The organism is Micromonospora sp. GCM10011541, assembly GCF_042650725.1.
Classification (GTDB): domain Bacteria; phylum Actinomycetota; class Actinomycetes; order Mycobacteriales; family Micromonosporaceae; genus Micromonospora; species Micromonospora sicca.
This window is the reverse complement of sequence record NZ_JBHSBP010000012.1, coordinates 20558-47039: the sequence shown is the minus strand read 5'-3', so window position 1 is coordinate 47039 and position 26482 is coordinate 20558. Positions and strand designations below refer to the sequence as shown.

Below are 26482 nucleotides of genomic sequence, written 5' to 3'. Positions count from 1 at the left end.
TCACGCGCGCCTGCCGGCACCGGCGGTCCCGCCGCACCCCGACCGGTGAGCCGGTACGTTCCCAGCCGTGAGGATCCTCGTCACCGGCGGCGCCGGGTTCATCGGATCGGCGTACGTGCGGCGACTGCTCGGCGGCGCCGAGCCGGCCGTCGACGTCGACACGGTCACCGTGCTCGACGCGTTCACCTACGCCGCCACCGAGGGCAGCCTCGCCCCCGTGCACGCCGCCCCCCGGCTGCGGGTGGTCCGCGGCGACATCCGCGACGCGCCGCTGGTCGACGCCACCGTCGCCGGCCACGACGTCGTCGTCCACTTCGCCGCCGAGTCGCACGTGGACCGGTCCATCACCGGCGCCGCGGCCTTCGTCACCACCAACGTGGTGGGCACCCAGACCCTGCTCGACGCCGCGTTGCGGCACGGCGTGGGCCGCTTCGTGCAGGTCTCCACCGACGAGGTGTACGGCTCCATCGACACCGGGTCGTGGACCGAGCGGACGCCGCTGGACCCCAGCTCGCCGTACTCGGCCTCCAAGGCCGGCGCCGACCTGCTCGCCCTCGCCTACCACCGCACCCACGGCCTGGACGTCGTGGTCACCCGGGGCGCCAACACGTACGGCCCCTACCAGTACCCCGAGAAGGTCGTGCCGCTGTTCATCACCAACCTGCTGAACGGGCACGACGTGCCCCTCTACGGCGACGGCGGCAACGTCCGGGAGTGGCTGCACGTCGAGGACCACTGCAATGGCGTCGCGCTGGCCCAGACCCGGGGACGCGCCGGCGGCGTCTACCACCTCGGTGGCTCGGCCGAGCTGACCAACCGGGAGCTCACCGGCCGGCTGCTCGCCGCCTGCGGTGTCGGCTGGGAGCGGGTGCGGCCGGTCGCCGACCGCAAGGGCCACGACCGGCGCTACTCGCTGGACAGCACCACCAGCCGGCGGGAGCTGGGCTGGTCCGCCACCGTCGACCTGGACCGGGGGCTCGCCGCCACCGTCGACTGGTACCGCCGGAACCGGGCCTGGTGGGAGCCGCTCAAGCCGCACCGCTGACGCCCCGCCGGACCCCGACGCCGGTCGGGGTCGGTGCCCACCGCGCCCGTTACGCCTCCGGCTGCTCGGTCTGCTGGCCCTCCAGGTCGGCCGAGCCCGCCGACGTGGTCGGCTTGTTCGCCTCCTCCGTCGGCACCGTCGGCGTCTTCGCCCGCCCGGGAGCGGGCGCGTTGTCCGCGCCGGCGTCGCCGTCCAACAGCCCGGTCAGCGCCGCCCCGGTGATCCGGCGGAACGTCCGCCCCACCCGGCGCCGGTCCAGGACCGCCACCTCCAGCTGGTTCGCGGCGATCGTCCGCGCCGCTCCGCCCTCCCCGCCGACACTGCTCAGCGCCTGCACGGCCGCCCGGACCGCCTCGCTGAGCGACATGTCCGGCCGGTGCTGTGACTTGAGCACCCCGGAGATCGACTCGGCCTGGCCACCCATCGCCATCCGGCCCGGCTCGTCGTTGACCGAGCCGTCGTAGGTCAGCCGGTAGAGCGCGTCGTCCTCGGGCGTCGCGCCCACCTCGGCCACGCAGATCTCCACCTCGAACGGCTTCGACTGCTCGGTGAAGATCGCGCCGAGGGTCTGCGCGTACGCGTTCGCCAGGGCCAGGCCGTTGACGTCGCGCCGGTCGTAGCTCAGGCCGTTCAGGTCCGCCATCCGCACCCCGGCGCGGCGCAGGTTCTCGAACTCGTTGTACCGGCCCACCGCGGCGAAGCCGATCCGGTCGTAGATCTCGCTGACCTTGTGCAGGGTGCTGGAGAGGTTCTCCGCGACGAAGAGCACCCCACCCTCGTAACTCAGGACCAACGCGCTGCGACCCCGGGCGATGCCCTTGCGGGCCAGCTCGGAGCGGTCGCGCATGATCTGCTCGGGCGAGGCGTAGAACTGCATGGCCACGGCGGCGGTTCTCCTTCGGGCGCTGTGCTGCGGACTGCTGACTGGTCAGGTGGGGAGCGGGGTCAGCCGCCCGGGTTCTCCATCCGGCCGGAGACGACGCCCTCCGCGATCGTCGCCGTCTCGGCGTCGGTGAGCCGGCGGGTGCCCTCCGCCGTCGCCATCATCACCACCGGGTAGATCCGGCGGGTCAGATCCGGGCCACCGGTCGCCGTGTCGTCGTCGGCCGCGTCGTAGAGCGCCTCGACCGCCAGCCGCACCGCGTCGTCGATCGACAGGCCGGCCCGGAAGCGCTTCTTCAGCGCCGACTTGGCGAACAGCGAGCCGGAGCCGATCGCGTCGTAGCCGGTCTCCTCGTACGGGCCGCCGGTCACGTCGAAGCTGAAGATCCGGCCGGCCCGCGCCGGGTCGCCGGCGGCCAGGTCGAAGCCGGCGAAGAGCGGGATCACCGCGAGGCCCTGCATCGCCGCGCCCAGGTTCCCGCGGATCATCGAGGCCAGCCGGTTGGCCTTGCCGTCGAGCGAGAGCATCGCGCCCTCGATCTTCTCGTAGTGCTCCAGCTCCACCTGGAACAGTCGCATCAGCTCGATGCCGATGCCCGCGGTGCCCGCGATGCCGACCAGCGAGTACGCGTCCGCCGGGTGCACCTTCTCGATGTCCCGCTGGGCGATCAGGTTGCCCATCGTGGCGCGCCGGTCGCCGGCCATCACCACGCCGCCGGCGGCGGCGATCGCCACGATCGTGGTCGCGTGCGGCGCCAGGTCGGCGGCCATGCCGGGCGGCAGCGGCCGACGGCCGGGCAGCATCTCGGGGGCCACCTTGCTCAGGAACGTTGTGAAGGAGGACGTCCCCGCGTTGGTGAACACATCTGGAAGACGCCCGGATGGATCAAAACCCGCTGCCACGTGGTTCCTCTCAGGTACGTGATCGCCCTGGCCAGCCTCGCGGGACTGTCACGGAACTGGCCAAGACCACCGTTGCAGTTGAAGCAGAGTATCCCGCGCACCCACCCGGTGCGATGATCGTGGTCCAGGTGTTGCGGATCTTCGCCGTCACAGATTGCGCAGACGCCGCCCTGCTCGGCGAGAAGCTCCTGAAACTCCTTCTCCCCTATGCCGTAGCGCCGCCGCAGATGATATTCGCGGAACCCGCCATGCAGGCGGAGCTTGCTCTCCTTGCCCTTCTCGTTGTGGCAAGGCTTGCAGTATCGGCCGTAGCCACCCCGACCAGAGCGGTTACGGGGAAAGTCGTCCAGCGGCTTGGTGTCACGGCAGTCGGGACAGCGCCGATGTCCATCAGGGGCCAGAGGGAGCTGCTTTACCTCGCGCCCATGCTTCTCGCGCAGTCGCTTGGCGTAGCTGCCTCGGGAGCGCGCGTTGAAGCATGTCTTGCAGTAGCTACCTCGACCCGAGGGGCGTTTGCTGCTCGCGCAGAACTCATCGAGCGGCTTCCACTCCTCGCAGTCGCGGCAGCGACGTAGTCCACCCTGATCATCGAGCGGGAGGGGCATGTCCGAATTGCCCCTCTATGCCCTATTGGCCCCCTTTCTGCACATAGCCCCTGACGAACTCCTCTGCGTTCTCCTCGAGGACGGAGTCGATCTCGTCGAGCAGGTCGTCGACGTCCTCGGTGATCTCGGCGTGGCGCTCGGCAACCTCCGGGTTGGCCTGCGCGGTGACGTCCTCGATCTCCTCGCCCTGGGTCGACTTGCCGGACTGGGTCTGGCCGCCTTCTTGCGTAGCCATCAGGTGCCTCCTCCACGATCGCCTGCGATGAACTTACCTCGCTGGAGCGACGAAAAGCCCGCCGCGCGCCGCCTTCCGACGCACGACGGGCTCCCGTTTCACGGCCTCAGCCGCCGGTCAGGGTCTCCAGCAGATCCTTGGCGGTGTCGCACCGGTCGAAGAGGGCGCCGACGTGCTTGCGGGTGCCCCGCTCGGGCTCCATCATCGGCACCCGGACCAGCGACTCCCGGCCCACGTCGAAGATCACCGAGTCCCAGCTCGCCGCAACCACCTCCGAGGCGTACTGGGCCAGGCAGCGGCCGCGGAAGTAGGCCCGGGTGTCCTCCGGCGGCTGGGTCATCGCGGTCCGGGTCTGCTCGTCGGTCAGCAGCGTCTTCATCGACCCCCGCGAGACCAGCCGGTGGTAGAGCCCCTTCTCCGGCCGGACGTCGGAGTACTGCAGGTCGACCAACTGGAGCTTGTGCGAGCCCCAGGCCAGCTTCTCCCGCTCCCGGTACCCCTCCAGCAGCCGCAGCTTGGCCACCCAGTCCAGCTCGTCGGCGCAGAGGAACGCGTCCCGGCCGAGCCGGTCCAGCACGCTCTCCCAGCGGTCCAGCACGTCCGCGGTCTGCTCGTCGACGTCGCTGCCGTACCGGTCGTCCACGAAGGACCGGACCCGATCCAGGTACGCCCACTGCACGTCCAGGGCGGTCAGCTTGCGGCCGTCGCGCAGCCGCATCAGGTGCTTCAGCGACGGGTCGTGGCTGACCGCGCGCAGCTCGCTGACCGGGTCGGCGATGCCCAGGTCCGGGCTGAGCGCCTTCTCCTCGATCATGGTGAGGATGAGCGCGGTGGTGCCGACCTTCAGGTAGGTGGAGATCTCCGACAGGTTGGCGTCGCCGATGATGACGTGCAGCCGGCGGTACTTGTCGGCGTCCGCGTGCGGCTCGTCGCGGGTGTTGATGATCGGCCGCTTGAGGGTGGTCTCCAGCCCGACCTCGACCTCGAAGAAGTCGGCGCGCTGCGAGATCTGGAAGCCGCTCTGGCCGCCGTCCTGGCCGATGCCGACGCGGCCGGCCCCGCAGATGATCTGCCGGGTGACGAAGAACGGCGTCAGGTACGCCACGATGTCAGCGAACGGGGTCTGCCGCCGCATCAGGTAGTTCTCGTGGGCGCCGTAGCTGGCGCCCTTGTTGTCGGTGTTGTTCTTGTAGAGGTGGATCCGCTGGGTGCCCGGGATGGTGGCGGCCCGGCGGGCCGCCTCGGCCATCACCCGCTCCCCCGCCTTGTCCCAGCGCACCACGTCGAGCGGGTTGGTCACCTCGGGGGTGGAGTACTCGGGGTGCGCGTGGTCGACGTAGAGCCGGGCGCCGTTGGTGAGTATTACGTTGGCCAGCCCGAGGTCCTCGTCGGCGAGCGCCTCGGCGGGGTCGTAGGCCGCGCCGGAGTAGGTGAAGCCGCGGGCGTCGCGCAGCGGCGACTCCTCCTCGTAGTCCCAACGGGCCCGGCCACCGCGATTGAGTTCGGGGCGCGCCCCGTAGGCGTTCACCACCTGGGAGGAGGTGACCATCGGGTTGGCCCCGGCCTGGCCGGGTACGGAGATGCCGTACTCGACCTCGGTGCCCATGATCCGTCTAACGCTCATCGACTGCCCGCTCCCGCTCGCCCGTCCCGGTCCCCCGTCACGTCGAGCGTAGTCGCGATCACGCGGGATGGGGGCTTGCCGGCGGCCCGGCGTACCGTGTGGCGGCGCGCGGCCGGGTCGGGCGGTGACGCGCGGAGGCCCGCGGCGCGACGCGCCACGGGCCTCCGTCGTGCTGGTCGGGCTACAGGTACTGGCCGGTGTTGCTGGCGGTCTCTATCGACCTGCCGGCCTCCGCGCCCTTGCCGCCGGAGACGAGGGTCCGGATGTAGACGATCCGCTCGCCCTTCTTGCCGGAGATGCGGGCCCAGTCGTCGGGGTTGGTGGTGTTGGGCAGGTCCTCGTTCTCCCGGAACTCGTCGACGCAGGCGTCGAGCAGGTGCTGCAGCCGCAGTCCCTTGCGCCCGGAGGTGAGGAACTCCTTGATGGCCATCTTCTTGCCCCGGTCGACGATGTTCTGGATCATCGCGCCGGAGTTGAAGTCCTTGAAGTAGAGGACTTCCTTGTCGCCGTTGGCGTAGGTGACCTCGAGGAAGCGGTTCTCCTCGGTCTCCGAGTACATCCGCAGGACGACCGCGTCGATCATCGCGGCCACGGTGGCCTGCGGGTCGCCGCCGTGCTCGGCCAGGTCGTCCGGGTGCAGGGGCAGCCCGGAGAGGATGTACTTGGAGAAGATGTCCTTGGCCGCCTCGGCGTCCGGCCGCTCGATCTTGATCTTCACGTCGAGCCGGCCGGGGCGCAGGATCGCCGGGTCGATCATGTCCTCCCGGTTGGAGGCGCCGATGACGATGACGTTCTCCAGGCCCTCCACGCCGTCGATCTCGCTGAGCAGCTGCGGGACGATGGTGTTCTCCACGTCCGAGGAGACGCCGGAGCCGCGGGTGCGGAACACCGAGTCCATCTCGTCGAAGAACACGATCACCGGGGTGCCCTCGCCGGCCTTCTCCCGGGCGCGCTGGAAGATCAACCGGATGTGCCGCTCGGTCTCGCCGACGTACTTGTTGAGCAGCTCGGGACCCTTGATGTTGAGGAAGAAGCTGGTGTGCTTCTCCTCGCCACGCCGCTCGGCGATCTTCTTGGCCAGCGAGTTGGCCACCGCCTTGGCGATCAGCGTCTTGCCGCAACCGGGCGGGCCGTAGAGCAGGATGCCCTTCGGCGGGCGGAGCTGGTGCTCACGGAACAGGTCGGCGTGCAGGAAGGGCAGCTCCACCGCGTCGCGGATCTGCTCGATCTGCGCGTGGAGGCCACCGATGTCGGTGTAGTCGACGTCGGGCACCTCCTCCAGGACCAGCTCCTCGACCTCGCTCTTCGGGATCCGCTCGTACGCGTACGCCGAGCGGGGCTCGATCATGAGCGAGTCGCCGGCCCGGATCGGCGAGCCGATCAGGGTCTCGGCGAGGTGCACGATCCGCTCCTCGTCGGAGTGCGAGACCACCAGCGCCCGGTCGCCCGGGGCGCCGTCGGGACCCGCGAGGATCTCCTTGAGCATCACGACCTCACCGACCCGCTCGTAGCCGAACGCGTCGACGATGTTGAGCGCGTCGTTGAGCAGGACCTCCTGGCCCCGCCGGAGCTCGTCGACCTCCAGCGAGGGCGAGACGGCGACCCGGAGCTTGCGCCCGCCGGTGAACACGTCCACCGTGCCGTCGTCGTGCTTGGCCAGGAAGACACCGTAGCCACTGGGTGGCTGCGCGAGGCGGTCGATCTCCTCCTTGAGCGTCACGATCTGCGCGCGAGCCTCCTTGAGGGTGCTCACGAGCCGTTCGTTGTTCTCGGTCAGCCGCGCCAACTGTGCCTGGGTGGCCGCCAGCCGCTCTTCGAGCTGCCGGACGTGTCGGGGGCTTTCGGTCAACTTGCGCCGCACCAGAGCGAGTTCCTCTTGAAGGAACGCGACCTGCGTGGAGAGATCGTGGGCCTCCTTCTCCCACCGTGCGGCGCGCGAGTCCGCGTCGTCGCTGCGTGCCACGTCCCACCTCCCCGGGGGGCTTGAACGTTCTGACCTAACACTAGCCGCTATGAGCCCGATTCGGTCCCGCGCAACGCGCTCGTCACCGAAGCTTGATCGCCAAGGGCTGGTCGTCGGGCGGGTACTGGCGTTCGGGTACCGTCGGAGCGTGGGACGGGAGAACATGGGGGGTGCACGATGACGCAGGTCGCGACGGACCAGCTTCAGGTCTGGGTGGATCAGGACCTCTGCACGGGCGACGGGCTCTGCGTACAGTACGCGCCGGAGGTCTTCGAGTTCGACGTCGACGGCCTGGCGTACGTCAAGGGCGCCGACGGTGAGCTGCGGCTGGCCCCGGGCAGCCGGGTGGACGTGCCCGAGCACCTGCGCCTCGAGGTGATCGACTCGGCGAAGGAGTGCCCGGGCGAGTGCATCCACGTGGTGCGCGGCAGCGACGGCGTCGAGGTGGCCGGCCCGGACGCCGAGGAGGACTGACCCGCCCGCCTGCCGGTCCCGGGTGGGGCGGCAGGCTTCCGAGCCGGTGGCCGCGTGCGGCTACCGGCTCACAGCATCGGGCGGCCGACCACCAAGGCGACCAGCCGGGCGAACTCCTCCAGCCGGGCGATCTGCCCCGCGCCGCCGTCGTCGAGGGTCTTGCCGAAGCGCAGCGCGTCGTGCCGCGGCCCGGCGGCCATCTCGTCCCCGGGCGGCGCCTCGTCCAGCGAGGTCAGCAGCAGGTAGACGTCGATGCTGTCGACCCGGATCTCGCCCGTGTCGGCCCGGGTGAGCCGCCGCCGGCAGCCGACCTCGGTCACCGTGGAGACCGGCACCACCCGCAGCGACGAGGTCATCGACCCGGGCGGCCCCTCCCCCGGCGGGACGTCCTCGCCGTGCCAGAGCACCAGCCGGCTGCCGTCGCAGACGACGACCTCCTGCCACACCCCGTTGACCTCGTTCACGAAGCGTTCCAGGGTGAAGCCGAGCACGGAGGCGCCGCGCAGCACCCCGCCGAGCGCCTCCAGGGCCACGTCCGGGTCCCGCAGGTAGGCCCGCGCCGCCGATTCGAGGTCGGTGTACGGCGACCAGTCCGGGAAGACCGCGGGCAGGTCACCGTTGCCGAAGCCCGGGCTGCTCATGCCGCCGCACCCGCCCGCCCGGCGCCCGGCCGGACGCGCCGACCGTCGCCGCCGCCGAGGCCCGCGCGGGGCCGGATCCCGCCGCCCGCCCCGATCCGCTCGCTCATGCCACCGTCTCCACCCGCTCGGTGTCGTCCCGGCGCCCGTCCGCGCCGGGACACATGATCGCCTGTCCCCTGCCGGGCCGACCCACCGGAGTCACGGCTGGTCCGGCTCCTCCGCCGGCACGACCGTCTCGACGCCGTCGACCTGGGCGGCGGCCGCCTGCCGGGCCGCCTCCGCCTCGCGCAGCGCCTGCCGCCGCTGGACGTACGCCTCGGTGCCCTTGCTCGGTTTGCGGCGGCGCGGCGGCGCGGTCACGCCCGGGGCGAGCTTGCGCGCGGAGACCAGGAACGCGGTGTGCGCGATCATCCGGTGGTCCGGGCGGACGGCCAGGCCCTCGGCGTGCCAGTCGCGGACCAGCGACTCCCAGGCGCGCGGCTCGGTCCAGCCGCCGCGCTCGCGCAGCGCCTCCACCAGCTCGGACAGCTGCGGGGTGGTGGCCACGTAGCCGATGAAGACGCCGCCGGGCACCAGCGCCCGCTCGACCATGTCGAGGGTCTCCCACGGGGTGAGCATGTCCAGGATGATCCGGTCGAATCCGGTCTCCTGACACTGCGCGACGTCGCCGATGTGCAGCCGCCAGGCCGGGTGCGGCCCGTTGAAGAACGCCTCGACGTTGCGCTTGGCGATCTGGGCGAAGTCCTCGCGCACCTCGAAGGAGTGCAGCTCACCCTCGGTGCCGACGGCGCGCAGCAGCGAGCAGGAGAGCGCCCCGGAGCCGGCGCCGGCCTCGAGGACCTTCGCGCCGGGGAAGATGTCGCCCATCGCGACGATCTGCGCGGAGTCCTTCGGGTAGATCACCTGGGCGCCGCGCGGCATGGAGAGCACGTAGTCCGACAGCAGCGGGCGCAGCGCCAGGAAGGCCGTGCCGCCGCCGGTGGTGGTGACCACGCTGCCGTCGGGCAGCCCGATCAGGGTGTCGTGCTTGAGGATGCCGCGGTGGGTGTGGAACTCCTTGCCGGGCTCCAGCGTCACGGTGTGCATCCGCCCCTTCGGGTCGGTCAGCTGCACCCGGTCGCCGGGGCGGAACGGCCCCCGGTGCACGGGGGGCAGCGCCGGGGCGGCGGGGTCGGCCGGGACGGTGGAGGGCTGTGCGGTCACGTGTTCATCTTCCGTTTGGGTTCCAGGAGCTGCGCCAGATCCGCGATGTGCAGAACGCCGACGACATCTTCGCCTGCCGTCACGACGTACTGCGCGCCCGGGTGGGTCTGCACGGTCTGCATCACCCGCTCGCCGTCCGCGCCGACCGGCAGCGTCGGGACCATGTCCAGGCCGCGGGACACCGCGTCCACCGCGAGCCACGGCCGGCGTTCCGGGGGTACGGCGTCGGCCCGGGCCGGGTCGACCAGGGCGACCGGCCGGCCGGCGGAGTCGACGACCGCGAGCGCGGCCTGCGGGGTGGGGCCCTCCGCGCGGCGACGCTGCGCCTCGGCCAGCGGGGTGCCGCTGGGCACCGGCAGCACCGGTCGGGCCAACCGGGCCAGGTTGATCAGCGGGAATCGACGGCTGATCCGGGCCAGCCGGATCGACTGCCCGGCGCCCCGCCACAGGGTGAACGCCACCAGCAGCAGCAGCGGCAGCAGCAACGGGGGCAGTGCCCGGCGCAGGGTGACCAGGACGACCAGGGCCAGGGTGCCGAGGGCGACCGCGCGGCCCACCCAGCCGGCCACCTCGGTGCCCCGGTGCCGGTCCCGGGTGAGCGCCCACACGGCCGCGCGCAGCGCGCGACCGCCGTCGAGCGGCAGCCCGGGCAGGCTGTTGAAGATCGCCACCACCACGTTGCTCGCCGCGACCTGGAAGGCGAGCTGGTCGGCCAGGGTGCCGTCGGGCAGGGCCAGGGTGGCCGCGACGGCGGCGGCGCCGAGCACCGCGGAGACCGCCGGGCCGGCGAGGGAGACCAGCAGCTCGACCCGGGGGCTGGGCGCATCCCGGTCCAGCTCGGTGTACCCGCCCAGCAGTTCCAGGGTGATCCCGCTCACACCGATGCCGTGGCGCCGGGCGGTCAGCGCGTGGCCCAGCTCGTGCAGCAGCACGGAGCCGAGCAGGGAGACGACGAAGCCGGCGCCGATCAGATAGCCGGCCACCGGGCCGAGGTCGAGCTGGCGGCGGGCGAGCGCCGCGTACGCGACGGTCACCACCAGGGTGAGCAGGAGCATCGAGGCGTCCAGGTGCAGCGGCACCCCGAACACCCGGCCCACGGTCAGGCCGGGACGGCGCCCGCGCCGGCGTGGTGGTAGGGACGGCTGCTGCACCGCACCGATGCTACGGGGGCGGATCATGCGCCGGTGCGGCGACGGCGGCCCTGTCACACCGGTGCCCTAACCTTCCGGACATGACGGCGGAACCGGTGATCGACGCACAGGACACCCTCGCCCCGGCGGCGGTGCCACCCACGGTTCGGGCGTCGCTGTCGCCGTCGCGGGCGGCGGACTTCAAGACCTGCCCCCTGCTCTACCGGTTCCGCAGCATCGACCGGCTGCCCGAGCGGCCCACCGTGGAGCAGGCCCGGGGCACGCTGGTGCACGCCGTGCTGGAGCGGCTGTTCGACCTGCCGGCGGCGGCCCGCACGCCGGAGTCCGCGGGTGACCTGGTGGCCCCGCAGTGGGACCGGCTGGTCACCGAGGAGCCGGAGCTGACGGGCCTGTTCGCCGAGGGCGACGCGGCCGGCGTCGCCGAGTTCCTCCGCTCGGCCGCCGCGCTGCTGCAGGGCTACTTCGCAGTGGAGGATCCGCGCCGGTTGGAGCCCGCCGAGCGGGAGGCGTTGATCTCCGCGGTGGTCGACGACGAGCTGCTGATCCGGGGCTACCTGGACCGGCTCGACGTCGCGCCGGACGGGGCGCTGCGGGTGGTCGACTACAAGACCGGAGGCGCGCCGCGGGAGGCCTTCGAGGCACGGGCGCTGTTCCAGCTCAAGTTCTACGCCCTGGTGCTGTGGCGGACCCGGGGGGTGGTGCCGCGGGTGCTGCGGCTGCTCTACCTCAAGGACGCCGAGATCTGCGACTACACCCCGGACGCCGAGGAGCTGGTGCGCTTCGAGCGCACGGTGGTGGCGCTCTGGCAGGCCATCGAGCAGGCCACCGCGCGGCAGGATTTCCGGCCCCGGCCCAGCCGGCTCTGTGACTGGTGCAGCCACCAGGCGCACTGCCCGAGCTTCGGCGGCACCCCGCCGCCCTTCCCGACCACCGCCATCACCGATCCGCTGCGCGATGCCCGGTCCGGGCCGGTCGCCCCGGGCGCGGACGAGTGAGCCTCCTCCCCAGGGAGGAGGGGAGGTGTGGTTCGCGGCGGCGAAACGCCGCAAGGACGGTGACCGGTCGGCCCGGTTCCCGCGTCGCCGGCGGGGGTTGGTGCCGGTGCGCTGGTATCACGGACCCGGCCCGGGGCCCGGGTCGCCGAGGCGAACCAGCGCTCCCTGGCCGAGCGGGCGGTCGCCGACGAGCGCCGCCGGATCGCCCGTGAGCTGCACGACGTGGTCGCCCACCACGTCAGCGTGATGGGGGTGCTGGCCACCGGCGCCCGCCGGGTGTTGCGCCGGGACCCGGACACGGCGGACGAGGCGGTCGCCACCATCGAGGGAGACCAGCCGGGCCACGCTGCGGGAGCTGCGCCGGCTGCTGGACGTGCTGCGTACCGACGCGGAGCCGGCCGCCGACCTCGCCCCCGCAGCCCGGCCTGGCCGGCATCGAGGCGCTGGTCGAGCAGGTGCGGGAGGCGGGCCTGCCGGTGACGCTGCGGGTGGACGGCAGGCCCGGCCCGATGGAGGAGAGGGTGGCGCTGACCGTGTACCGGATCGTGGAGGAGGCGCTGACCAACGCGCTCAAGCACGCTGGGACGGCGACGGCGCTGGTCCGGCTCACCTTCGCCGACGGTTCCCTGGCGGTGGAGGTCACCGACACCGGGCGCGGCCCGGGTCCGACACCCGACCGGATCGGGCACGGGCTGGTCGGCATGCGCGAGCGGGTCGCCCTCTACGGTGGGATCCTGCGGACCGGTCCGCGGCCGGGCGGCGGTTTCCGGGTGTACGCGCGGATCCCGCTGGAGCCGGTCGGGGTGGTTCTCGCGTGACCCGGCCGACGCGGGCGACGCCGGCACGACGGACGACGTCGGCCCGGCGGGCCGGGGCGGCACGAGCAGCACGACGGGGAGAGCCGATGACCGACAGCACTGCGCCGGCGCGGCCGGTGCGGATCCTGCTCGCCGACGACCAGCCGCTGCTGCGTACCGGCTTCCGGATGGTGCTCGGCACGGAGGACGACCTGGACATCGTCGCCGAGGCCGGGGACGGCCTGGAGGCGGTGGAGCTGTCCCGGCGGCTGCTGCCGGACGTGGTGCTGATGGACATCCGGATGCCCCGGATGGACGGGGTCGCCGCGACCCGGGCCATCGTCGACGCCCGGCTGCCGGTCCGGGTGTTGATCCTGACCACCTTCGACCTGGACGAGTACGTGGTCGGCGCGCTGCGGGCCGGGGCGAGCGGGTTCCTGGCCAAGGACGTGCCGGCGGAGGACCTGGTCACCGCGATTCGGACGGTGGCCGCCGGGGAGGCGGTGGTGGCGCCGCGGATCCTCAAGCGGCTGCTGGACCGCTTCGCCGACGCGCTGCCCGACCCGGCGGCGAGCCCGCCGAAGGCGCTCAAGACGCTGACCGAGCGCGAACGTGAAGTGCTGGTGCAGGTCGCCCGGGGGCTGTCCAACGCGGAGATCGCCCGGGCGCTGTCGGTCAGCGAGACCACCATCAAGACCCACGTCGGGCACGTGCTGACCAAGCTGGGGCTGCGCGACCGGGTGCAGGCGGTCGTGCTGGCGTACGAGACGGGTCTGGTGCGTCCGGGGGCGTGATCGGCGGACCGGCCGCGCAGTTGCCCTTGTCACCTACCGTGACCATCGGCGGCGCGGCGGGGTTGACCATGACGCGACGTCAGGCAATAGCGTCGGCGTCGACGACGACGTCCCGGCGGTGCGGGAAACCGGTCGACTCCGGCCGGGTCAGGGGCAACCCTGAGTCGGGATCGGGGCCGACCCGCAGCGCGATCTCCGGCACCGGATACGTCCGGGGGTGGACGGATCCTCCAGCCGCCGGGGCGAGGATGGAAACTGCCGCACCGGCCAGCGGGGGCGGTGCGGAAAAAGCAGGGGAAGAGGTAGATGACGTGACCGCGACGGTGGGTCCGCAGGTGCAGGCCGCGGCCCGGGCCAACGAGGTGTGGAAGTTGTACGGCAGCGGTGAGGCGCAGGTCGCCGCGCTGCGGGGGGTGACCGCGGAGTTCGAACGCGGCCGGTTCACCGCGATCATGGGCCCGTCCGGCTCCGGCAAGTCGACGCTGATGCACTGTCTGGCGGGCCTGGACTCGGTGACCCGGGGCACGGTGTCGATCGGCGAGACGACGGTGACCGGGCTCGGCGACTCCGGGTTGACCAAGCTCCGCCGGGACAAGGTCGGCTTCATCTTCCAGCAGTTCAATCTGCTGCCCACGCTCACCGCCCAGGAGAACATCCTGCTGCCGCTGTCGATCGCCGGCCGCAAGCCGGACCCGGCCTGGTACGACACGGTGATCGACACGGTCGGCCTGCGGGACCGGCTGAAGCACCGGCCGGCGCAGCTCTCCGGCGGCCAGCAGCAGCGGGTGGCCTGCGCGCGGGCCCTCGTCGCCCGCCCCGAGGTGATCTTCGCCGACGAGCCGACCGGCAACCTGGACTCCCGTTCCGGCGCGGAGGTGCTCAACTTCCTGCGCAACTCGGTACGCGAGCACGGCCAGACCATCGTGATGGTCACCCACGACCCGACCGCCGCCGCGTACGCCGACCGGGTGATCTTCCTGGCCGACGGGCAGATCGTCTCCGAACTGGTGGAGCCGACCGCCGACACGGTGCTGGACACCATGAAGAAGCTCGACACTCCCGCCGAGGTGGCGCGCTGATGTTCCGCGCCACGTGGAAGAGCCTGCTGGCGCGCAAGGTGCGCCTCCTGCTGTCCGGCCTGGCCGTCGTGCTGGGCGTCATGTTCGTCTCCGGCGCGTTCGTGCTGACCGACACCCTGGGCCGGTCGTTCGACGCGGTCTTCGCCGACGGGTACTCGAACATCGACGTGATCGTCTCGGCGAAGCCGAAGGTCGAGCTCAGCGAGGCCGAGGGCGAGCAGGTCGCCGCCCCGGTGCCGGCGTCCGTGGTCGACCAGGTGAAGGCGAAGGTGCCGGGCGCGACGGACGTCACCGGCCTGGTCAACGCCGACGGCGCCCGGCTGATCGGCAGCAACGGCAAGGTGGTGACCTCGTTCGGTCCGCCGCAGCTGGGCGAGAACTGGGTCGGCGAGAACGACCTGATCCAGCTCCGCGACGGCAGCCGGGAGCCCCGGGCCGACGACGAGATCGTCGTCAACCAGGCCCTCGCGGACGCGGCGAAGGTCAAGGTCGGTGACCGGGTCGGTGTGCTGACCCTGGAGCCGAAGAAGGAGTTCACCATCGTCGGCGTCTTCGGCTACAGCGGTGGCCGGGACTCGATGGGCGGGGTGAACGAGGTCGTCTTCACCACCCCGGTGGCGCAGCGGCTGATGCTGGGCAAGCCGGACACGTTCAGCAGCGTCAGCGTGCAGGCCGCGGACGGCGTGTCGGCCGAGCGGCTGCGCGACGACGTGTCCGCCGCCCTGGGCGCCGGCTACGAGGTGAAGACCGGCGAGCAGGCCGCCGCCGACCAGGCGGCCAGCCTGAAGGAGGCGCTCTCCTTCTTCAACAAGATCCTGCTCGGCTTCGCCGCGGTGGCGCTGCTGGTCGGCACCTTCCTGATCCTCAACACCTTCTCGATCATCGTCGCCCAGCGCACCCGGGAGCTGGCCCTGATGCGGGCCATCGGGGCGAGCGGGCGGCAGATCATCGGCTCGGTGGTGCTGGAGGCCATCGCGGTCGGCCTGATCGCCTCCGTACTGGGCCTGGCCGCCGGCATCGGCGTGGGCGCGCTGCTGGCGTACCTGTTCGGCAAGCTGGCCGGCGGGCTGAGCCTGGCCGGGCTCGGCGTGCCGCCGGCGGCGGTGATCGGCGCCTTCGGCGTCGGCCTGGTGATCACCGTGGTGGCGGCGCTGCTGCCCGCGCTGCGGGCGTCCCGGATCCCGCCGATCGCCGCGATGCAGGACGTGGCCACCCCGGACCGCCCGCTGACCAAGGTCACGGTGGCCGGCGGGATCGTCACCGCGATCGGCGCCGTGCTGCTCTTCCTCGGCCTGGACGGTCACGCCGGCGACAACACCCTGGCCACCATCCTCGGCGGCGTGCTCTTCGCCTTCATCGGGGTGGCGCTGCTGACCCCGCTGATCAGCCGGCCGGTGGTCTCCCTGCTCGGCGCGCTCTTCTCCTGGTCGGTGCCGGGCAAGCTGGGCCGGCTCAACTCGGGCCGCAACCCGCGCCGCACCGCGATCACCGCGGCCGCGCTGATGGTCGGCATCGCCCTGGTGACCGGGGTGACGGTGATCCTCGACTCAGCCAAGGGCAGCATCAGCAAGCTGGCCGCGGACACCATCAAGGCCGAGCTGGTGATCTCCGGGGCGCAGAGCGGGCCGCGCCCGCCGAGCTTCGACCCCGCGGTGCTGGAGCAGGCCGCGGCGATCCCCGGCGTCCAGCTGGTCGACGGGGAGTACGGCGACATGGGCACGGTCAACGGCACCCGTACCTGGGTGGCGGCGTCGAGCAACGTCGCTGCGCTGCAGCGGATCTTCGGCGCGAAGGCCACCGCCGGTGACATCAGCCGGCTCGGCCCCGACCAGATGCTGTTCAGCTCCGACACCGCCAAGTCGCGCAACGTGTCGGTCGGCTCCCAGGTCACGGTGCAGCTGTCCCGGGGCGAGGCGCGCACGTACACGGTCAGCGGCATCTACGAGAGTTCCGAGCTGACCAACCCGGTGCTGCTGCCGCCGCAGGCGGCCGCCGACTTCGCCATCCCGCAGCCCATCCAGGGCTTCGTGCAGCTCGCGCCCGGCGCGAAGGTCGCCGACGTGCAGCCGCGGGTGGAGACGCTGCTGGCCGACAGCCCGGAGGTGTCGGTGGCCGACCGGGACGCGTTCATCAAGCAGCAGACCAGCCAGCTGGACACCCCGCTGCGGATGATCCAGATCCTGCTGGCGCTGGCCATCGTGATCGCGGTGCTCGGCATCATCAACACCCTGGCCCTGTCGGTGCTGGAGCGGACCCGCGAGCTGGGCCTGCTGCGGGCGATCGGGCTGCGCCGGGCGCAGACCATGCGCATGATCACCGTCGAGGCGGTGGTGATCTCGATCTTCGGGGCGCTGCTGGGCGTGGCCGTCGGCACCGGCCTGGGCGCCGCGGTGGTCCGGGCGCTCAAGGACGAGGGCATCACCGATCTGATCCTGCCCTGGGGCCAGATGGGGGTCTTCCTCGTCCTGGCCGCGATCATCGGCGTGATCGCCGCGGTGCTGCCCGCGGTGCGCGCCGCGCGGATCAACGTGCTGGGCGCCATCGCCCACGACTGACCCCGCACACGATGAGGGGCCCCGCCGACCCGGCGGGGCCCCTTCGTGTCGCGGTCAGGCCGGCGGTTCGCCGAGCAGCGCCGCCAGCAGCTCCAGGTCCGCCGCGGTCAGGCTCTCCAACTGGTGTACGCCGTCCGTGGGCGGCAGCGGCACCTCCGCCGGTACGGCCAGCACGGCGGCTCCGGCGGCGAGGGCGCTGGCCACCCCGGTCGGCGAATCCTCGATCGCCACGCAGCGGCCGATCGGCACGTCGAGCAGCCGGGCGGCGGTCAGGTACGGCTCCGGGTGCGGCTTGGCCGCGTCCACCTCGTCGCCGCAGACCACCGCGTCGAAGCTGTCCCGGCCCAGCGTGTCGAGGGCCACCTCGACCAGCGGCCGGCCGCTGGAAGTCACCAGGGCGGTGGGGATGCCCGCCGCGCGGACCGCCCGCAGCAGCGCCAACGCGCCCGGCCGCCACCGCAGGCCGGTGCGGAACAGGTCCAGGATGCGGGCGTTGATCCAGGCGGCGCTGACCTCCGGGTCACGCTCGGGCTGGCCGAGGTCGTCGTGCAGGATCCGCATGGAGTCGGCCATGCTCGTGCCGATGATCGACTTGCGGGCCGCGTCGGACATGCTGCCCCCGTACACCGCCGCGAGTTCCTGCAACGCGACGTCCCACAGCTTCTCGCTGTCGACGAGGGTGCCGTCCATGTCGAAGAGCACGGCGGCGGGATGGTTGCTGCTCAGCGGAGCCTCCTGACGGGTGCGGGCCTACCCGCCGATCCTCTCAGCCGGGCCGGGTCCGCCGCCCGCCGGATGGACCGGGCGTGACCTGCGGCATCACCGCGCTCAGCCCAGCCCGCAGGCGTCCAGGGACTTCTCGTAGCCGCGGAAGAACGAGTCGGTGCGCTGCTCGGCGGTGCCGTGCGAGCCCTCGGCGAACCAGGGCTGGTCCGGGTCGTCGCCGACCGCGAGCAGCCCCTCCCGGAACTCGTCCAGGTCGCCCTCCTCGACGGTCAACCGGTCGTCGCGGACCGAGTCGCCCAGGTACGCCCCGGCCATACAGTCGGCCTGCAACTCCTGCTGGATGGTGAAGTTGTAGCGGATGCCGAGGCGGACCTGGATGCCGTGGGCGTACTCGTGGCCGAGCAGATAGAACAGGAACGCGTCGCCGATCTGCCGGAACGCGGCCACCGACCAGTTCACGTCGTAGGCGATGAAGTCCCCGGCCGAGCAGTACACGGCGTTGTTGCGCGGCAGCCGTTGCCCGCCGCAGGAGACCTCCCCCTCCCGGGTGTACGGCACCACCCGCCGGACCGGCTGGAACCGCTTGCCGGAGGCCTGGAACCGGGCCGTCCAGTAGGCCTCGGCGCTGCCCACGGCGTCGTTGAAGTCCTGCTTGAACTCGGCGACGCTGGTGGTGCCGTCCGCCCGGGTGGTCTGCGCCCCCGGCGAGGCGGGCTGCCGGGTGTGCCGCGGGCCCGGCTGTTGCGGCTCGCCCTGGTCCAGCCCGCCCCCCATGCAGCCGGCGGCGACCACCACCGCCACCAGCAGACCGGCGAGCGGGCCCGGCCGCCGACGTCCCGCGCTCTCCCCCACGGTTTGCCTCCCCGGCCTCGTAGCTTCCCTGCGCAGTACCCCGACCGCGCGCGGATGATGCCCACCGGTGATCACGCACCACCGCGGGCGATCGTTCACGGGTCGCAGCGGCGAACCCGTAGCAGTGCCCGGTCCGGGCCCAGAACGTCCGCCGGAGCCAACGGGTACCGCCGCTCGCCCGTTCAGCCCGTGAAGCCGTGGCCACCGCGGTTCCAGCCGTCGCTCTGCGCGTGCTGCCGCTCGGCCTCGCGACGGTGCCGCTCGCCCCGGGCGGCCCGGACGACCTCCGGGTCGTCGTCGGAGCTCAGCCTCCGACGGTCACGCCAGCTGACGTACGCGACGGCCGCCGCCACGAGCACGGCCAGGACCGCGAGTACCACCACGAGATTCCTCATGCCCGAACGGTAGGACGGTCGCGCACCCGATGGGGGGCCGGCCGGGCCGCTCCGGCGCTCGGGTCAGAAGGGGGACTGACCGCGGTCGCGGTGCCGCGCCTCGCCCTGCGCCCCGTGCCGCTCCGCGTCGTACCGCTGCTGCCGGGCGCGGGCGTCCCGGGCGGCGGCGGACTCCTCGCCGGAGGCCTGGCGGGCCCGATCACGCCAGGCCACGAAGCCGTACCCGGCCGCGAAGACCGCGGCCACCACCGCGAGCACCACCAGAGTCGTCATCATGCCCTGCACGGTAGGACCCGCGCGCATGTCGTGGGGCGGCTGGTCAGGCGAGACATACCTACCCTGCCGTCCATGATCGCCACGGACTTCGACGTCCACGAACGATCCCGCTGAGTCGGGCGGGCCGCAGCGTACGAGCGCAGTTTCGGCCGGCTGTGCGCGTACCCGGCGGAGGCGCTGCTGGACGCCGCAGCGGTGCGGGCCGGACCGCGGGTGATCGACGTCGGCACCGGACCGGGCACCGTCGCGGCACGGGCGCTGCGGCGCGGCGCCGAGGTGGTGGCCGTCGACGCGGAACCAGACATGCTGGACGCGGCCGGGCGCCACGCGCCGGGCGCGGAGCTCCACGAAGCCGTCCTGCCCGTCCTGCCGTTCCCGGCCGGCGGTTTCGACGCGGCCGTGGCCAACTTCGTGCTCAACCACGTCGCGGACCCGGCCGCCGCAGCGGCCGAGCTGCGCCGGGTGGTGCGACCCGGCGGAGCGGTGGCGGTCACCATCTGGCCGAGTCCGCGGCCACCGCTGCAACGGCTCTGGGGCGAGGCGGTCGCCGCCGCCGGCGTCGAGGCACCGACGGACCTGCCCCGCCTGGCGCCGGAGCACGACTTCCCCCGTACCGAGGACGGCCTGACCGGCCTATTGGCGGCGGCCGGCCTGACCGACGTGCGGTGCGTGACCCTGGCCTGGGAGCACCGCGCCGACCCGGAGGCCTGGTGGGCCCGCCCCGCAAACGGCATCGGGACCATCGGCCTGGTGCTGGAACGACAGCCCACGGCGGTGCGCGAGCGGATCCGCCAGCAGTACGACCTGCTCAGCGCCCGCTACCGCGACACCGACGGGCAGCTCGCCCTGCCGACCGCCGCGCTGCTCGCCTGCGGCTGGGTGGACTGATCCCCACCTACCCTCGGATTCGGTGGCGGCGGGTCCGGGACGGCTCCTCGGCCCCGACGTCTCAGTGACGGCGCCGACCGGACGCCGGCCGAGAGGAGAGACCGTGAAATACATGATCATGCTGTACGGGTCGCAGCAGGACTACGACGCGATGGCCGGCCACCCGGGCGGGAAGCCGCCGATGTCGGCCGAGCAGGTCGCGGCCATGCACGCGCACATGGAGTCCGTCCACAAGGAGCTCGCCGAGTCCGGCGAACTCGTCGACGGCCGGGGGCTGACGGCTCCCGTGCACGCTCGGCGGGTGCAGTTGCGGCACGGCGCCCCGGTGGTGACCGACGGGCCGTACCCGGAAACTCAGGAGGTGCTGGCCGGGTTCACGGTGGTCGAATGCGCCAGCTTCGACCGGGCCACCCAGCTCGCCGCCCGCTTCGTCAACCCGGACGCCGACGGCGAGTACGTGGACGTCCGGCCGGTCGCCGAGGGCATCGAGGATCTCGACGGGGTGAGCCGTCGTCGTGCCCGCTGACCCCGTCGATGACCTGCTGCGCCGGCTGGCGCCGCAGGTCCTCGGCGCGCTCGTGCGCCGGTACGGACACTTCGACACCGCCGAGGACGCCACCCAGGAGGCGCTGCTCGCCGCCGCCACCCGGTGGCCCGCAGACGGCCGCCCCGACGACCCGAAGGCGTGGCTGATCACGGTCGCCTCCCGCCGGCTGACCGACCTGCTCCGCGCCGAGCAGGCCCGCCGCCGCCGCGAGGACACCGTGGCCCGTCGGCTACCGCCCGACCGGTGGCTCGCCCCGGCCGCGGACACCGCGCCGGCCGACGCCGACGACACCCTGATCCTGCTCTTCCTCTGCTGCCACCCGTCGCTGCTCCCGGCGGGGCAGATCGCGCTGACGCTGCGCGCGATCGGCGGCCTGAGCACGGCGGAGGTGGCCCGGGCGTTCCTGGTGCCGGAGGCGACCATGACCCGCCGGATCACCCGGGCCAAGCAGCGCATCCGTGACAGCGGCCTGCCGTTCGCGCCACCGGCCGGGGCGGAGCGGGCCGTCCGCCTGGACGCCGTCCTGCACGTGCTCTACCTGATCTTCAACGAGGGGTACGCCAGCACCTCCGGGCCGCGGCTGGACCGCGCCGACCTGTGCGCCGAGGCGATCCGGCTGGCCCGGATGCTGCACGAGTCGACCGACGACCCGGAGGTGGCCGGCCTGCTGGCCCTGATGCTGCTCACCGACGCCCGTACCCCCGCCCGGACCGGCGCGGACGGGGAGCTGGTGCCGATGGCCGAACAGGACCGCCGGCGCTGGCGGGGTGAGCAGATCGCGGAGGGGGTCGCCCTGGTCAGCCACGCGCTGCCCCGCGGGGCGGTCGGCCCGTACCAGCTCCAGGCGGCCGTCGCCGCCCTGCACGACGAGGCACCGAGCATCGGCGCGACGGACTGGCCGCAGATCGTCGCCCTCTACGAGCTGCTGCTGGAGGTCGCCGACAACCCGGTGGTCCGGCTCAACCACGCCGTGGCGGTGGCCATGGCGCGCGGTCCACACGCCGGGCTGGAGCTGCTCGCCGGGCTGGCCGCCGACCGGCGGCTCGCCCAGGACGCGCGGCTGCCCGCCGCCCGGGCGCACCTGCTGGAGCTGGCCGGGGAACCGGAGGCGGCGCGGCAGGCTTACCTGGCCGCGGCGCGGCGCTCGATGAACCTGCCGCAGCAACGCTACCTGCATTCGCGGGCCGCCCGGCTGCGCTGAACCACGGCGCTGGTCCGCCCCCGGCGTCTACGACGGCGGGCCGCCCCAGTACGCCGTGGACATGCTGGAGTTCCGTGGCGACAGGGTGGCCCGGGAGACGATCTAGGCGACCGAGGGCTGGGAGGCCCCGGAATGGCGGGCCCGGTGGCGGGCCGCGCCGGCCCGCTTGTCGTCGTCCGGCCCTGGCCCGGAGGCCGGAGACCGTTCCACGGCCTGATGACGGCCCGGTACAGCAAAGACTCATCCACCGTTCACAGAAATTGATCTAGACCGTTACTTCCAGCTCTGTCTATATAGGTGCAGCAATCGGCTTTTCTCACCGGACGGAGCACCATGACCCGCATCCTGCGCGCGACGGCCATCAGCCTCGCCGCGATCCTGGCCGCCACCCTCGGCCTCACCCAGCCCGCCTGGGCCGCCAGCTACTCGGCCTCACTGACCAGTGCAGTCGCCAGCCTCCCCGTCGCCAGCGAGGTCCGCACCGGCTACAGCCGCGACCTGTTCCCCCACTGGATCGACGCCGACGGCGACGGCTGCAACACCCGCAACGACGTCCTCATCGCCGAAGCGACCACCAAGCCCACCATCGGCTCCGGCTGTGCGCTGTCCGGCGGACGCTGGTACTCCTACTACGACAACGCCTCCTGGACCCTCACCGGCGACCTCGACATCGACCACATGGTTCCCCTCGCCGAGGCCTGGGACTCCGGCGCCCGCAACTGGACGACCAGCCGCCGCCAGTCCTACGCCAACGACCTCGGCGACTCCCGCGCGCTGGCCGCCGTGACCGACAACGTCAACCAGGCCAAGGGCGACCAGGACCCCGCCACCTGGATGCCGCCCTACGCCTCCGCCCGCTGCCGCTACATCAACGAATGGGTCGCCGTGAAGATCCGCTGGCGGCTCACCGTCGACAGCGGCGAGAAGAGCGCCCTCACCAGTTGGGCGAACAACTGCCCCAGCGCCACCATCTCCGTCACCTACGCCTATTGACCTGGCAGCTGGTCCGGCCGGCCCCTCCGCACGACGGGCCGGCCGGCACCCGATCCGGCTGCTTCCCGTCCCGCACGTCAAGGACTGACGGTCCCGGCACGGACGCCAGCGGATTCTTGAAACATTCAAGAAAGTGGACAAAGCGCATGCTGCGCGGGGCCGCGCTCCGCGTGACCCGCCCGCGGCTGGCGGTGCTGACCGCGGTGCACGCGCATCCCCACGCCGACACCGTCTCGATCTTCGGTGCCGTGCGTAGAGAACTCCCCGAGGTGTCCCACCAGGCCGTGTACGACGTGCTGCGTGCGGTGACCGCCGTGGGGCTGGTGCGGCGCATCCAGCCATCCGGCTCGGTGGCCGGCTACGAGTTGCGGGTCGGGGACAACCACCACCACGTCGTGTGCCGGTCGTGCGGCGCCATTGCCGACGTCGACTGCGCCATTGGCGAGGCTCCCTGCCTGACCGCGTCCGAAGACCAGGGCTTCTCGATCGACGAGGCCGAGGTCACCTACTGGGGCGTGTGCCCCGAGTGTCTCGCGGCACCAGCAAACAGTTGACAGGACGAGACATCAAGACAGGAGAAGGACCGACGTGTCTGACAAGAAGGCCGCGACTGAGAGCATCAGCGAGAGCGAGAACCCCGCAATCCCCTCCCCGGCTCCCAAGCCGACTTGGCGGCCGAGGACGAACCAGGACTGGTGGCCGAATCAGCTGAACCTGCAGGTTCTCCAGCAGCATGCGCCGCGAGCCACTCCGCTGGGCGACGACTTCGACTACGCCGAGGAGTTCAAGACCCTCAAGGTGGAGGAACTCAAGCAGGACGTCCTCGACGTGATGACGACGTCGCAGGACTGGTGGCCGGCCGACTACGGCCACTACGGGCCGCTCTTCATCCGGATGAGCTGGCACGCCGCCGGCACGTACCGCATCGAAGACGGCCGTGGCGGCGCCGGCGACGGCGCCCAGCGCTTCGCCCCCCTGAACAGTTGGCCCGACAACGCGAACCTCGACAAGGCCCGCCGCTTGCTCTGGCCCGTCAAGCAGAAGTACGGCCGCAAGATCTCCTGGGCCGACCTCCTGGTCTTCGCCGGCAACGTCGCGCTGGAGTCGATGGGCTTCAAGACCTTCGGCTTCGGCTTCGGGCGAGAGGACATCTGGGAGCCCGAGGAGATCTTCTGGGGGCCCGAGGACACGTGGCTCGGAGACGAGCGCTACGCCGGTGACAGGGAACTCGCCGGTCCTCTCGGCGCGGTGCAGATGGGCCTCATCTACGTGAATCCGGAGGGTCCCAACGGCACCCCGGATCCGCTGGCGTCCGCCCGGGACATCCGGGAGACCTTCCGCCGCATGGCGATGAACGACGAGGAGACCGTCGCACTCATCGCCGGCGGCCACACATTCGGCAAGACCCACGGTGCGGGCGACCCGAGCCTGGTCGGCCCCGAGCCCGAGGGCTGCCCCATCGACCATCAGGGCCTCGGCTGGAAGAACTCCCTCGGCAGCGGCAAGGGCAAGGACACGATCACCAGCGGGCTCGAGGGCGCGTGGACGCCCACCCCGATCACCTGGGACAACAGCTTCTTCGAGACGCTGTTCGGGTACGAGTGGGAGCTGACCCAGAGCCCGGCCGGCGCGAAGCAGTGGAAGCCGAAGGACGGTGCGGGGACGGACGCCGTGCCCGACGCGCACGACCCCTCGGTCAGGCACGCCCCGATGATGGCGACGACCGACCTCGCGCTGCGGGTCGACCCGATCTACGAGCAGATCTCGCGGCGCTTCCTCGAGAATCCGGACCAGTTCGCGGAGGGGTTCGCCAAGGCGTGGTACAAGCTGTTGCACCGGGACATGGGACCCGCCACGCGCTACCTCGGCCCGTGGGTTCCGGAGCCGCAGCTGTGGCAGGACCCCGTCCCAGCGGTCGACCACGAGCTGATCGCGGACGAGGACATCGCCGACCTCAAGGCCAAGCTGCTCGCATCGGGACTGTCCATCTCGCAGCTGGCCCTGACCGCTTGGGCGTCGGCGGCGAGCTTCCGCGGCACGGACAAGCGCGGCGGGGCGAACGGGGCGCGGATCCGCCTCGAACCGCAGAAGAACTGGGCGGTCAACGACCCGGCCGAACTCGCCACGGTGCTGCAGACCCTGGAGCGGATCCAGCAGGATTTCAACAACTCACAGTCCGGTGGGAAGAAGGTCTCGCTCGCCGACCTGATCGTCCTGGGCGGCTGCGCGGCCGTCGAGCAGGCGGCCAGGAACGCCGGGCACCACGTCACGGTCCCGTTCGCGCCGGGGCGCACGGACGCCTCCCAGGAGCAGACCGACGTGGAGTCGTTCGGCGTGCTCGAGCCGAAGGCGGACGGGTTCCGCAACTACCTGCGAGCCGGAGAGAAGTTGTCGCCGGAGACCCTGCTGCTGGACCGGGCCAACCTGTTGACGCTGACCGCTCCGGAGATGACGGTCCTGATCGGCGGCATGCGGGCCCTGAACGCCAACGTGGGGCAGGCGCGACACGGCGTCTTCACCGACCGGCCCGAGACGTTGACGAACGACTTCTTCGTGAACCTGCTCGACAACAGCGCCGAGTGGAAGCCGTCCACCTCGGCCGAGAACGTGTTCGAAATTCGGGACCGTGCCACCGGTGAGGTCAAGTGGACCGCCACCGCCGTCGACCTCGTCTTCGGTTCGAACTCCCAGCTCCGCGCCATCGCGGAGGTCTACGCCAGTGACGACGCGCAGGAGAAGTTCGTCCGGGACTTCGTCGCGGCGTGGGTCAAGGTCATGAACCTGAACCGGTACGACCTCGCCTGACGCGAAGGGGCCCCGGTCACCCGAGGACGCGACCGGGGCCCCTCTGTCCAGGTCAGATGGGGGTGGGCGAGGTCGTCCGCATCCTTGGCCTGGACAGAGTCCACCGTTCGGCTCGCGAGGCGCGCCGATAGGGGCAGCGAGACCTCGGCCGATTTCTGTATGGTGCCCGCCATGGTCCGCATGCTCACACACACCGCCACCACTGCCCTGCTGCTCGCCCTGACCGGATGCGGGGATGGTGGAGACAGCAGCAGCAGCACCGCGCCCGCGCCGGCACCGGCCACGCAGCCTGCATGCAGCGACCTGCTGAAGCCGGGCCAGAAGATCGACCAGGCGAAGGCTGAGGGTGGATGTCTCGACCCTGCCGGCGATGTCCGGGTCCTCGGCGCGTTCCGCTGCAACAACGGCCGCAACCTGTGGCTGGCGGACGCCTCGACGGGCGCGCCGGCGGGGTGGGGGTTCGGCGACGGCGAGTTCACCGCCGCGCCGGACGCGGCCAGCGACCCCGGCTTCCGGAAGGCGTACCAGACCTGCAAGTCGGCGTAGCGAAGCAAGCCCGGCCACGCATCCGCTGACCGAGGGCGGCACCGTCGCGGTGACGCCCTCGCCGAGGTGGGGTGGCCACGCAGGTGCCGAATCTAGGGGCGACCGATGCTGACCATCGGTCGCCCCTTCACTTTCGGCGTCGGCGGGTGGCCCACCAGATCGCTGCGGCCGCGATGGCGAACGGCACCAGGAAGCAGAGGACGGCGACGACCGACGGCTTAAGTGACCCCATGGCTGGGGAGCCTACGAGCCGAGGTCACCTCTCGGCCGTCGATCCGGCGGATCCGTAGGTGGCCGTACCGGCGCC

General features: G+C 72.1%; 30 protein-coding genes. 16 read left to right on the top strand and 14 right to left on the bottom strand.

What is annotated here, in order from left to right:
- Positions 1 to 67: 67 nt before the first annotated feature.
- The gene (gene rfbB, locus ACFOYX_RS07205) at positions 68 to 1045 is read left to right on the top strand and encodes a dTDP-glucose 4,6-dehydratase (RefSeq protein ID WP_322440470.1); all 978 of its coding nucleotides are present in this window, start codon (positions 68 to 70) and stop codon (positions 1043 to 1045) included.
- A gap of 49 nt (positions 1046 to 1094) precedes the next feature.
- On the opposite strand, the gene prcA is transcribed toward rfbB, so the two are convergent.
- The 3 genes from prcA to ACFOYX_RS07190 form a co-directional block, all read right to left on the bottom strand.
- Positions 1095 to 1928, bottom strand: coding sequence for a proteasome subunit alpha (gene prcA, locus ACFOYX_RS07200; RefSeq protein WP_109803886.1), 834 nt, complete (start codon positions 1926 to 1928; stop codon positions 1095 to 1097).
- 62 nt (positions 1929 to 1990) lie between these two features.
- Complete coding sequence (gene prcB / locus ACFOYX_RS07195; RefSeq protein WP_322440471.1) at positions 1991 to 2830, bottom strand: proteasome subunit beta; 840 nt, start codon at positions 2828 to 2830, stop codon at positions 1991 to 1993.
- Positions 2749 to 3039, bottom strand: a complete 291-nt coding sequence (locus ACFOYX_RS07190) for an endonuclease VII domain-containing protein (RefSeq protein ID WP_377533863.1) — start codon at positions 3037 to 3039, stop codon at positions 2749 to 2751. The genes prcB and ACFOYX_RS07190 overlap by 82 nt, the downstream gene beginning before the upstream one ends.
- Between ACFOYX_RS07190 and ACFOYX_RS07185 the strand changes: the two genes are divergently transcribed.
- Positions 2944 to 3405 carry a hypothetical protein gene (locus ACFOYX_RS07185; protein ID WP_322440518.1) on the top strand — a complete coding sequence of 154 codons (462 nt, stop codon included), beginning with the start codon at positions 2944 to 2946 and terminating at the stop codon, positions 3403 to 3405. The two genes, ACFOYX_RS07190 and ACFOYX_RS07185, sit on opposite strands and share 96 nt — an antisense overlap.
- 52 nt (positions 3406 to 3457) lie before the next feature.
- Here the strand turns inward: ACFOYX_RS07185 and ACFOYX_RS07180 are convergent, their stop codons facing one another.
- The 3 genes from ACFOYX_RS07180 to arc form a co-directional block, all read right to left on the bottom strand.
- On the bottom strand, positions 3458 to 3670 hold the full coding sequence (locus ACFOYX_RS07180) for a ubiquitin-like protein Pup (RefSeq protein ID WP_109803889.1): 213 nt from the start codon (positions 3668 to 3670) through the stop codon (positions 3458 to 3460).
- Between the two features lie 106 nt (positions 3671 to 3776).
- Positions 3777 to 5294, bottom strand: a complete 1518-nt coding sequence (gene dop / locus ACFOYX_RS07175; protein ID WP_369292962.1) for a depupylase/deamidase Dop — start codon at positions 5292 to 5294, stop codon at positions 3777 to 3779.
- Between the two features lie 181 nt (positions 5295 to 5475).
- On the bottom strand, positions 5476 to 7257 hold the full coding sequence (gene arc, locus ACFOYX_RS07170) for a proteasome ATPase (protein WP_109803891.1): 1782 nt from the start codon (positions 7255 to 7257) through the stop codon (positions 5476 to 5478).
- A 177-nt stretch (positions 7258 to 7434) separates the two neighbouring features.
- On the opposite strand from arc, the gene ACFOYX_RS07165 reads away from it, so the two are divergent.
- Complete coding sequence (locus ACFOYX_RS07165) at positions 7435 to 7731, top strand: ferredoxin (RefSeq protein WP_109803892.1); 297 nt, start codon at positions 7435 to 7437, stop codon at positions 7729 to 7731.
- Positions 7732 to 7799: 68 nt separating this feature from the next.
- Here the strand turns inward: ACFOYX_RS07165 and ACFOYX_RS07160 are convergent, their stop codons facing one another.
- From ACFOYX_RS07160 to ACFOYX_RS07150, 3 genes are all read right to left on the bottom strand, one after another.
- Positions 7800 to 8372 carry a hypothetical protein gene (locus tag ACFOYX_RS07160; RefSeq protein ID WP_322440472.1) on the bottom strand — a complete coding sequence of 191 codons (573 nt, stop codon included), beginning with the start codon at positions 8370 to 8372 and terminating at the stop codon, positions 7800 to 7802.
- A 198-nt stretch (positions 8373 to 8570) separates the two neighbouring features.
- Positions 8571 to 9575, bottom strand: a complete 1005-nt coding sequence (locus ACFOYX_RS07155) for a tRNA (adenine-N1)-methyltransferase (protein ID WP_322440473.1) — start codon at positions 9573 to 9575, stop codon at positions 8571 to 8573.
- Positions 9572 to 10630 (bottom strand): site-2 protease family protein, encoded by a 1059-nt coding sequence (locus tag ACFOYX_RS07150; RefSeq protein ID WP_322440514.1) that lies wholly within the window; start codon positions 10628 to 10630, stop codon positions 9572 to 9574. Before ACFOYX_RS07150 ends, ACFOYX_RS07155 begins: the two co-directional genes overlap by 4 nt.
- Positions 10631 to 10806: 176 nt before the next feature.
- Here ACFOYX_RS07150 and ACFOYX_RS07145 point away from each other — a divergent pair, with 176 nt between their 5' ends.
- The 4 genes from ACFOYX_RS07145 (at position 10807) to ACFOYX_RS07130 (ending at position 13312) form a co-directional block, all read left to right on the top strand.
- On the top strand, positions 10807 to 11721 hold the full coding sequence (locus ACFOYX_RS07145) for a PD-(D/E)XK nuclease family protein (protein WP_322440474.1): 915 nt from the start codon (positions 10807 to 10809) through the stop codon (positions 11719 to 11721).
- Between the two features lie 246 nt (positions 11722 to 11967).
- Positions 11968 to 12201, top strand: a complete 234-nt coding sequence (locus tag ACFOYX_RS07140; protein ID WP_322440515.1) for a hypothetical protein — start codon at positions 11968 to 11970, stop codon at positions 12199 to 12201.
- The gene (locus ACFOYX_RS07135) at positions 12177 to 12539 is read left to right on the top strand and encodes an ATP-binding protein (RefSeq protein ID WP_322440475.1); all 363 of its coding nucleotides are present in this window, start codon (positions 12177 to 12179) and stop codon (positions 12537 to 12539) included. Before ACFOYX_RS07140 ends, ACFOYX_RS07135 begins: the two co-directional genes overlap by 25 nt.
- An 86-nt stretch (positions 12540 to 12625) precedes the next feature.
- Positions 12626 to 13312 (top strand): response regulator transcription factor, encoded by a 687-nt coding sequence (locus tag ACFOYX_RS07130; RefSeq protein WP_109802342.1) that lies wholly within the window; start codon positions 12626 to 12628, stop codon positions 13310 to 13312.
- A gap of 79 nt (positions 13313 to 13391) precedes the next feature.
- Here ACFOYX_RS07130 and ACFOYX_RS07125 read toward each other — a convergent pair whose 3' ends face one another.
- Positions 13392 to 13514, bottom strand: coding sequence for a hypothetical protein (locus tag ACFOYX_RS07125; RefSeq protein ID WP_322440476.1), 123 nt, complete (start codon positions 13512 to 13514; stop codon positions 13392 to 13394).
- A 109-nt stretch (positions 13515 to 13623) separates the two neighbouring features.
- Between ACFOYX_RS07125 and ACFOYX_RS07120 the strand changes: the two genes are divergently transcribed.
- A complete protein-coding gene (locus ACFOYX_RS07120; RefSeq protein WP_109802341.1) occupies positions 13624 to 14391 on the top strand; it encodes an ABC transporter ATP-binding protein in 768 nt (255 codons plus the stop codon).
- On the top strand, positions 14391 to 16946 hold the full coding sequence (locus ACFOYX_RS07115; RefSeq protein ID WP_322440477.1) for an FtsX-like permease family protein: 2556 nt from the start codon (positions 14391 to 14393) through the stop codon (positions 16944 to 16946). The genes ACFOYX_RS07120 and ACFOYX_RS07115 overlap by 1 nt, the downstream gene beginning before the upstream one ends.
- Before the next feature lie 54 nt (positions 16947 to 17000).
- On the opposite strand, the gene ACFOYX_RS07110 is transcribed toward ACFOYX_RS07115, so the two are convergent.
- The 4 genes from ACFOYX_RS07110 to ACFOYX_RS07095 all read right to left on the bottom strand — a co-directional run bounded on the left by ACFOYX_RS07110 (position 17001) and on the right by ACFOYX_RS07095 (position 19195).
- Positions 17001 to 17648 carry an HAD family phosphatase gene (locus ACFOYX_RS07110; protein ID WP_322440478.1) on the bottom strand — a complete coding sequence of 216 codons (648 nt, stop codon included), beginning with the start codon at positions 17646 to 17648 and terminating at the stop codon, positions 17001 to 17003.
- A 126-nt stretch (positions 17649 to 17774) separates the two neighbouring features.
- Entirely contained in the window at positions 17775 to 18524 is a 750-nt protein-coding gene (locus ACFOYX_RS07105; RefSeq protein ID WP_322440479.1) for a neutral zinc metallopeptidase, read from the bottom strand.
- A gap of 182 nt (positions 18525 to 18706) precedes the next feature.
- The gene (locus ACFOYX_RS07100) at positions 18707 to 18919 is read right to left on the bottom strand and encodes a hypothetical protein (RefSeq protein WP_322440480.1); all 213 of its coding nucleotides are present in this window, start codon (positions 18917 to 18919) and stop codon (positions 18707 to 18709) included.
- A gap of 63 nt (positions 18920 to 18982) precedes the next feature.
- A complete protein-coding gene (locus ACFOYX_RS07095) occupies positions 18983 to 19195 on the bottom strand; it encodes a hypothetical protein (RefSeq protein WP_322440481.1) in 213 nt (70 codons plus the stop codon).
- 153 nt (positions 19196 to 19348) lie between these two features.
- Here ACFOYX_RS07095 and ACFOYX_RS07090 point away from each other — a divergent pair, with 153 nt between their 5' ends.
- The 7 genes from ACFOYX_RS07090 to ACFOYX_RS07060 all read left to right on the top strand — a co-directional run bounded on the left by ACFOYX_RS07090 (position 19349) and on the right by ACFOYX_RS07060 (position 26175).
- Positions 19349 to 20083 (top strand): class I SAM-dependent methyltransferase, encoded by a 735-nt coding sequence (locus tag ACFOYX_RS07090; RefSeq protein ID WP_377533862.1) that lies wholly within the window; start codon positions 19349 to 19351, stop codon positions 20081 to 20083.
- 112 nt (positions 20084 to 20195) lie between these two features.
- Complete coding sequence (locus ACFOYX_RS07085) at positions 20196 to 20609, top strand: YciI family protein (protein WP_322440517.1); 414 nt, start codon at positions 20196 to 20198, stop codon at positions 20607 to 20609.
- Complete coding sequence (locus ACFOYX_RS07080) at positions 20599 to 21831, top strand: sigma-70 family RNA polymerase sigma factor (protein ID WP_322440482.1); 1233 nt, start codon at positions 20599 to 20601, stop codon at positions 21829 to 21831. Before ACFOYX_RS07085 ends, ACFOYX_RS07080 begins: the two co-directional genes overlap by 11 nt.
- 333 nt (positions 21832 to 22164) lie before the next feature.
- Positions 22165 to 22824, top strand: a complete 660-nt coding sequence (locus ACFOYX_RS07075; RefSeq protein WP_322440483.1) for an HNH endonuclease family protein — start codon at positions 22165 to 22167, stop codon at positions 22822 to 22824.
- 146 nt (positions 22825 to 22970) lie between these two features.
- Complete coding sequence (locus ACFOYX_RS07070) at positions 22971 to 23378, top strand: Fur family transcriptional regulator (protein ID WP_322440484.1); 408 nt, start codon at positions 22971 to 22973, stop codon at positions 23376 to 23378.
- Between the two features lie 34 nt (positions 23379 to 23412).
- On the top strand, positions 23413 to 25629 hold the full coding sequence (katG, locus tag ACFOYX_RS07065) for a catalase/peroxidase HPI (protein ID WP_322440485.1): 2217 nt from the start codon (positions 23413 to 23415) through the stop codon (positions 25627 to 25629).
- Between the two features lie 171 nt (positions 25630 to 25800).
- On the top strand, positions 25801 to 26175 hold the full coding sequence (locus ACFOYX_RS07060) for a hypothetical protein (RefSeq protein WP_322440486.1): 375 nt from the start codon (positions 25801 to 25803) through the stop codon (positions 26173 to 26175).
- The last annotated feature ends 307 nt before the right edge of the window (positions 26176 to 26482 follow it).

Coding starts and splice junctions, on each gene's coding strand:
- ACFOYX_RS07185 (WP_322440518.1), top strand. CDS start 2,944: ATGATCGTGGTCCAGGTGTTGCGGATCTTCGCCGTCACAGATTGCGCA.
- ACFOYX_RS07180 (WP_109803889.1), bottom strand. CDS start 3,670: ATGGCTACGCAAGAAGGCGGCCAGACCCAGTCCGGCAAGTCGACCCAG.
- dop (WP_369292962.1), bottom strand. CDS start 5,294: ATGAGCGTTAGACGGATCATGGGCACCGAGGTCGAGTACGGCATCTCC.
- ACFOYX_RS07165 (WP_109803892.1), top strand. CDS start 7,435: ATGACGCAGGTCGCGACGGACCAGCTTCAGGTCTGGGTGGATCAGGAC.
- ACFOYX_RS07160 (WP_322440472.1), bottom strand. CDS start 8,372: ATGAGCAGCCCGGGCTTCGGCAACGGTGACCTGCCCGCGGTCTTCCCG.
- ACFOYX_RS07150 (WP_322440514.1), bottom strand. CDS start 10,630: ATGCTCCTGCTCACCCTGGTGGTGACCGTCGCGTACGCGGCGCTCGCC.
- ACFOYX_RS07145 (WP_322440474.1), top strand. CDS start 10,807: ATGACGGCGGAACCGGTGATCGACGCACAGGACACCCTCGCCCCGGCG.
- ACFOYX_RS07140 (WP_322440515.1), top strand. CDS start 11,968: ATGGGGGTGCTGGCCACCGGCGCCCGCCGGGTGTTGCGCCGGGACCCG.
- ACFOYX_RS07130 (WP_109802342.1), top strand. CDS start 12,626: ATGACCGACAGCACTGCGCCGGCGCGGCCGGTGCGGATCCTGCTCGCC.
- ACFOYX_RS07115 (WP_322440477.1), top strand. CDS start 14,391: ATGTTCCGCGCCACGTGGAAGAGCCTGCTGGCGCGCAAGGTGCGCCTC.
- ACFOYX_RS07100 (WP_322440480.1), bottom strand. CDS start 18,919: ATGAGGAATCTCGTGGTGGTACTCGCGGTCCTGGCCGTGCTCGTGGCG.
- ACFOYX_RS07095 (WP_322440481.1), bottom strand. CDS start 19,195: ATGATGACGACTCTGGTGGTGCTCGCGGTGGTGGCCGCGGTCTTCGCG.
- ACFOYX_RS07085 (WP_322440517.1), top strand. CDS start 20,196: ATGATCATGCTGTACGGGTCGCAGCAGGACTACGACGCGATGGCCGGC.
- ACFOYX_RS07075 (WP_322440483.1), top strand. CDS start 22,165: ATGACCCGCATCCTGCGCGCGACGGCCATCAGCCTCGCCGCGATCCTG.
- ACFOYX_RS07070 (WP_322440484.1), top strand. CDS start 22,971: ATGCTGCGCGGGGCCGCGCTCCGCGTGACCCGCCCGCGGCTGGCGGTG.
- ACFOYX_RS07060 (WP_322440486.1), top strand. CDS start 25,801: ATGGTCCGCATGCTCACACACACCGCCACCACTGCCCTGCTGCTCGCC.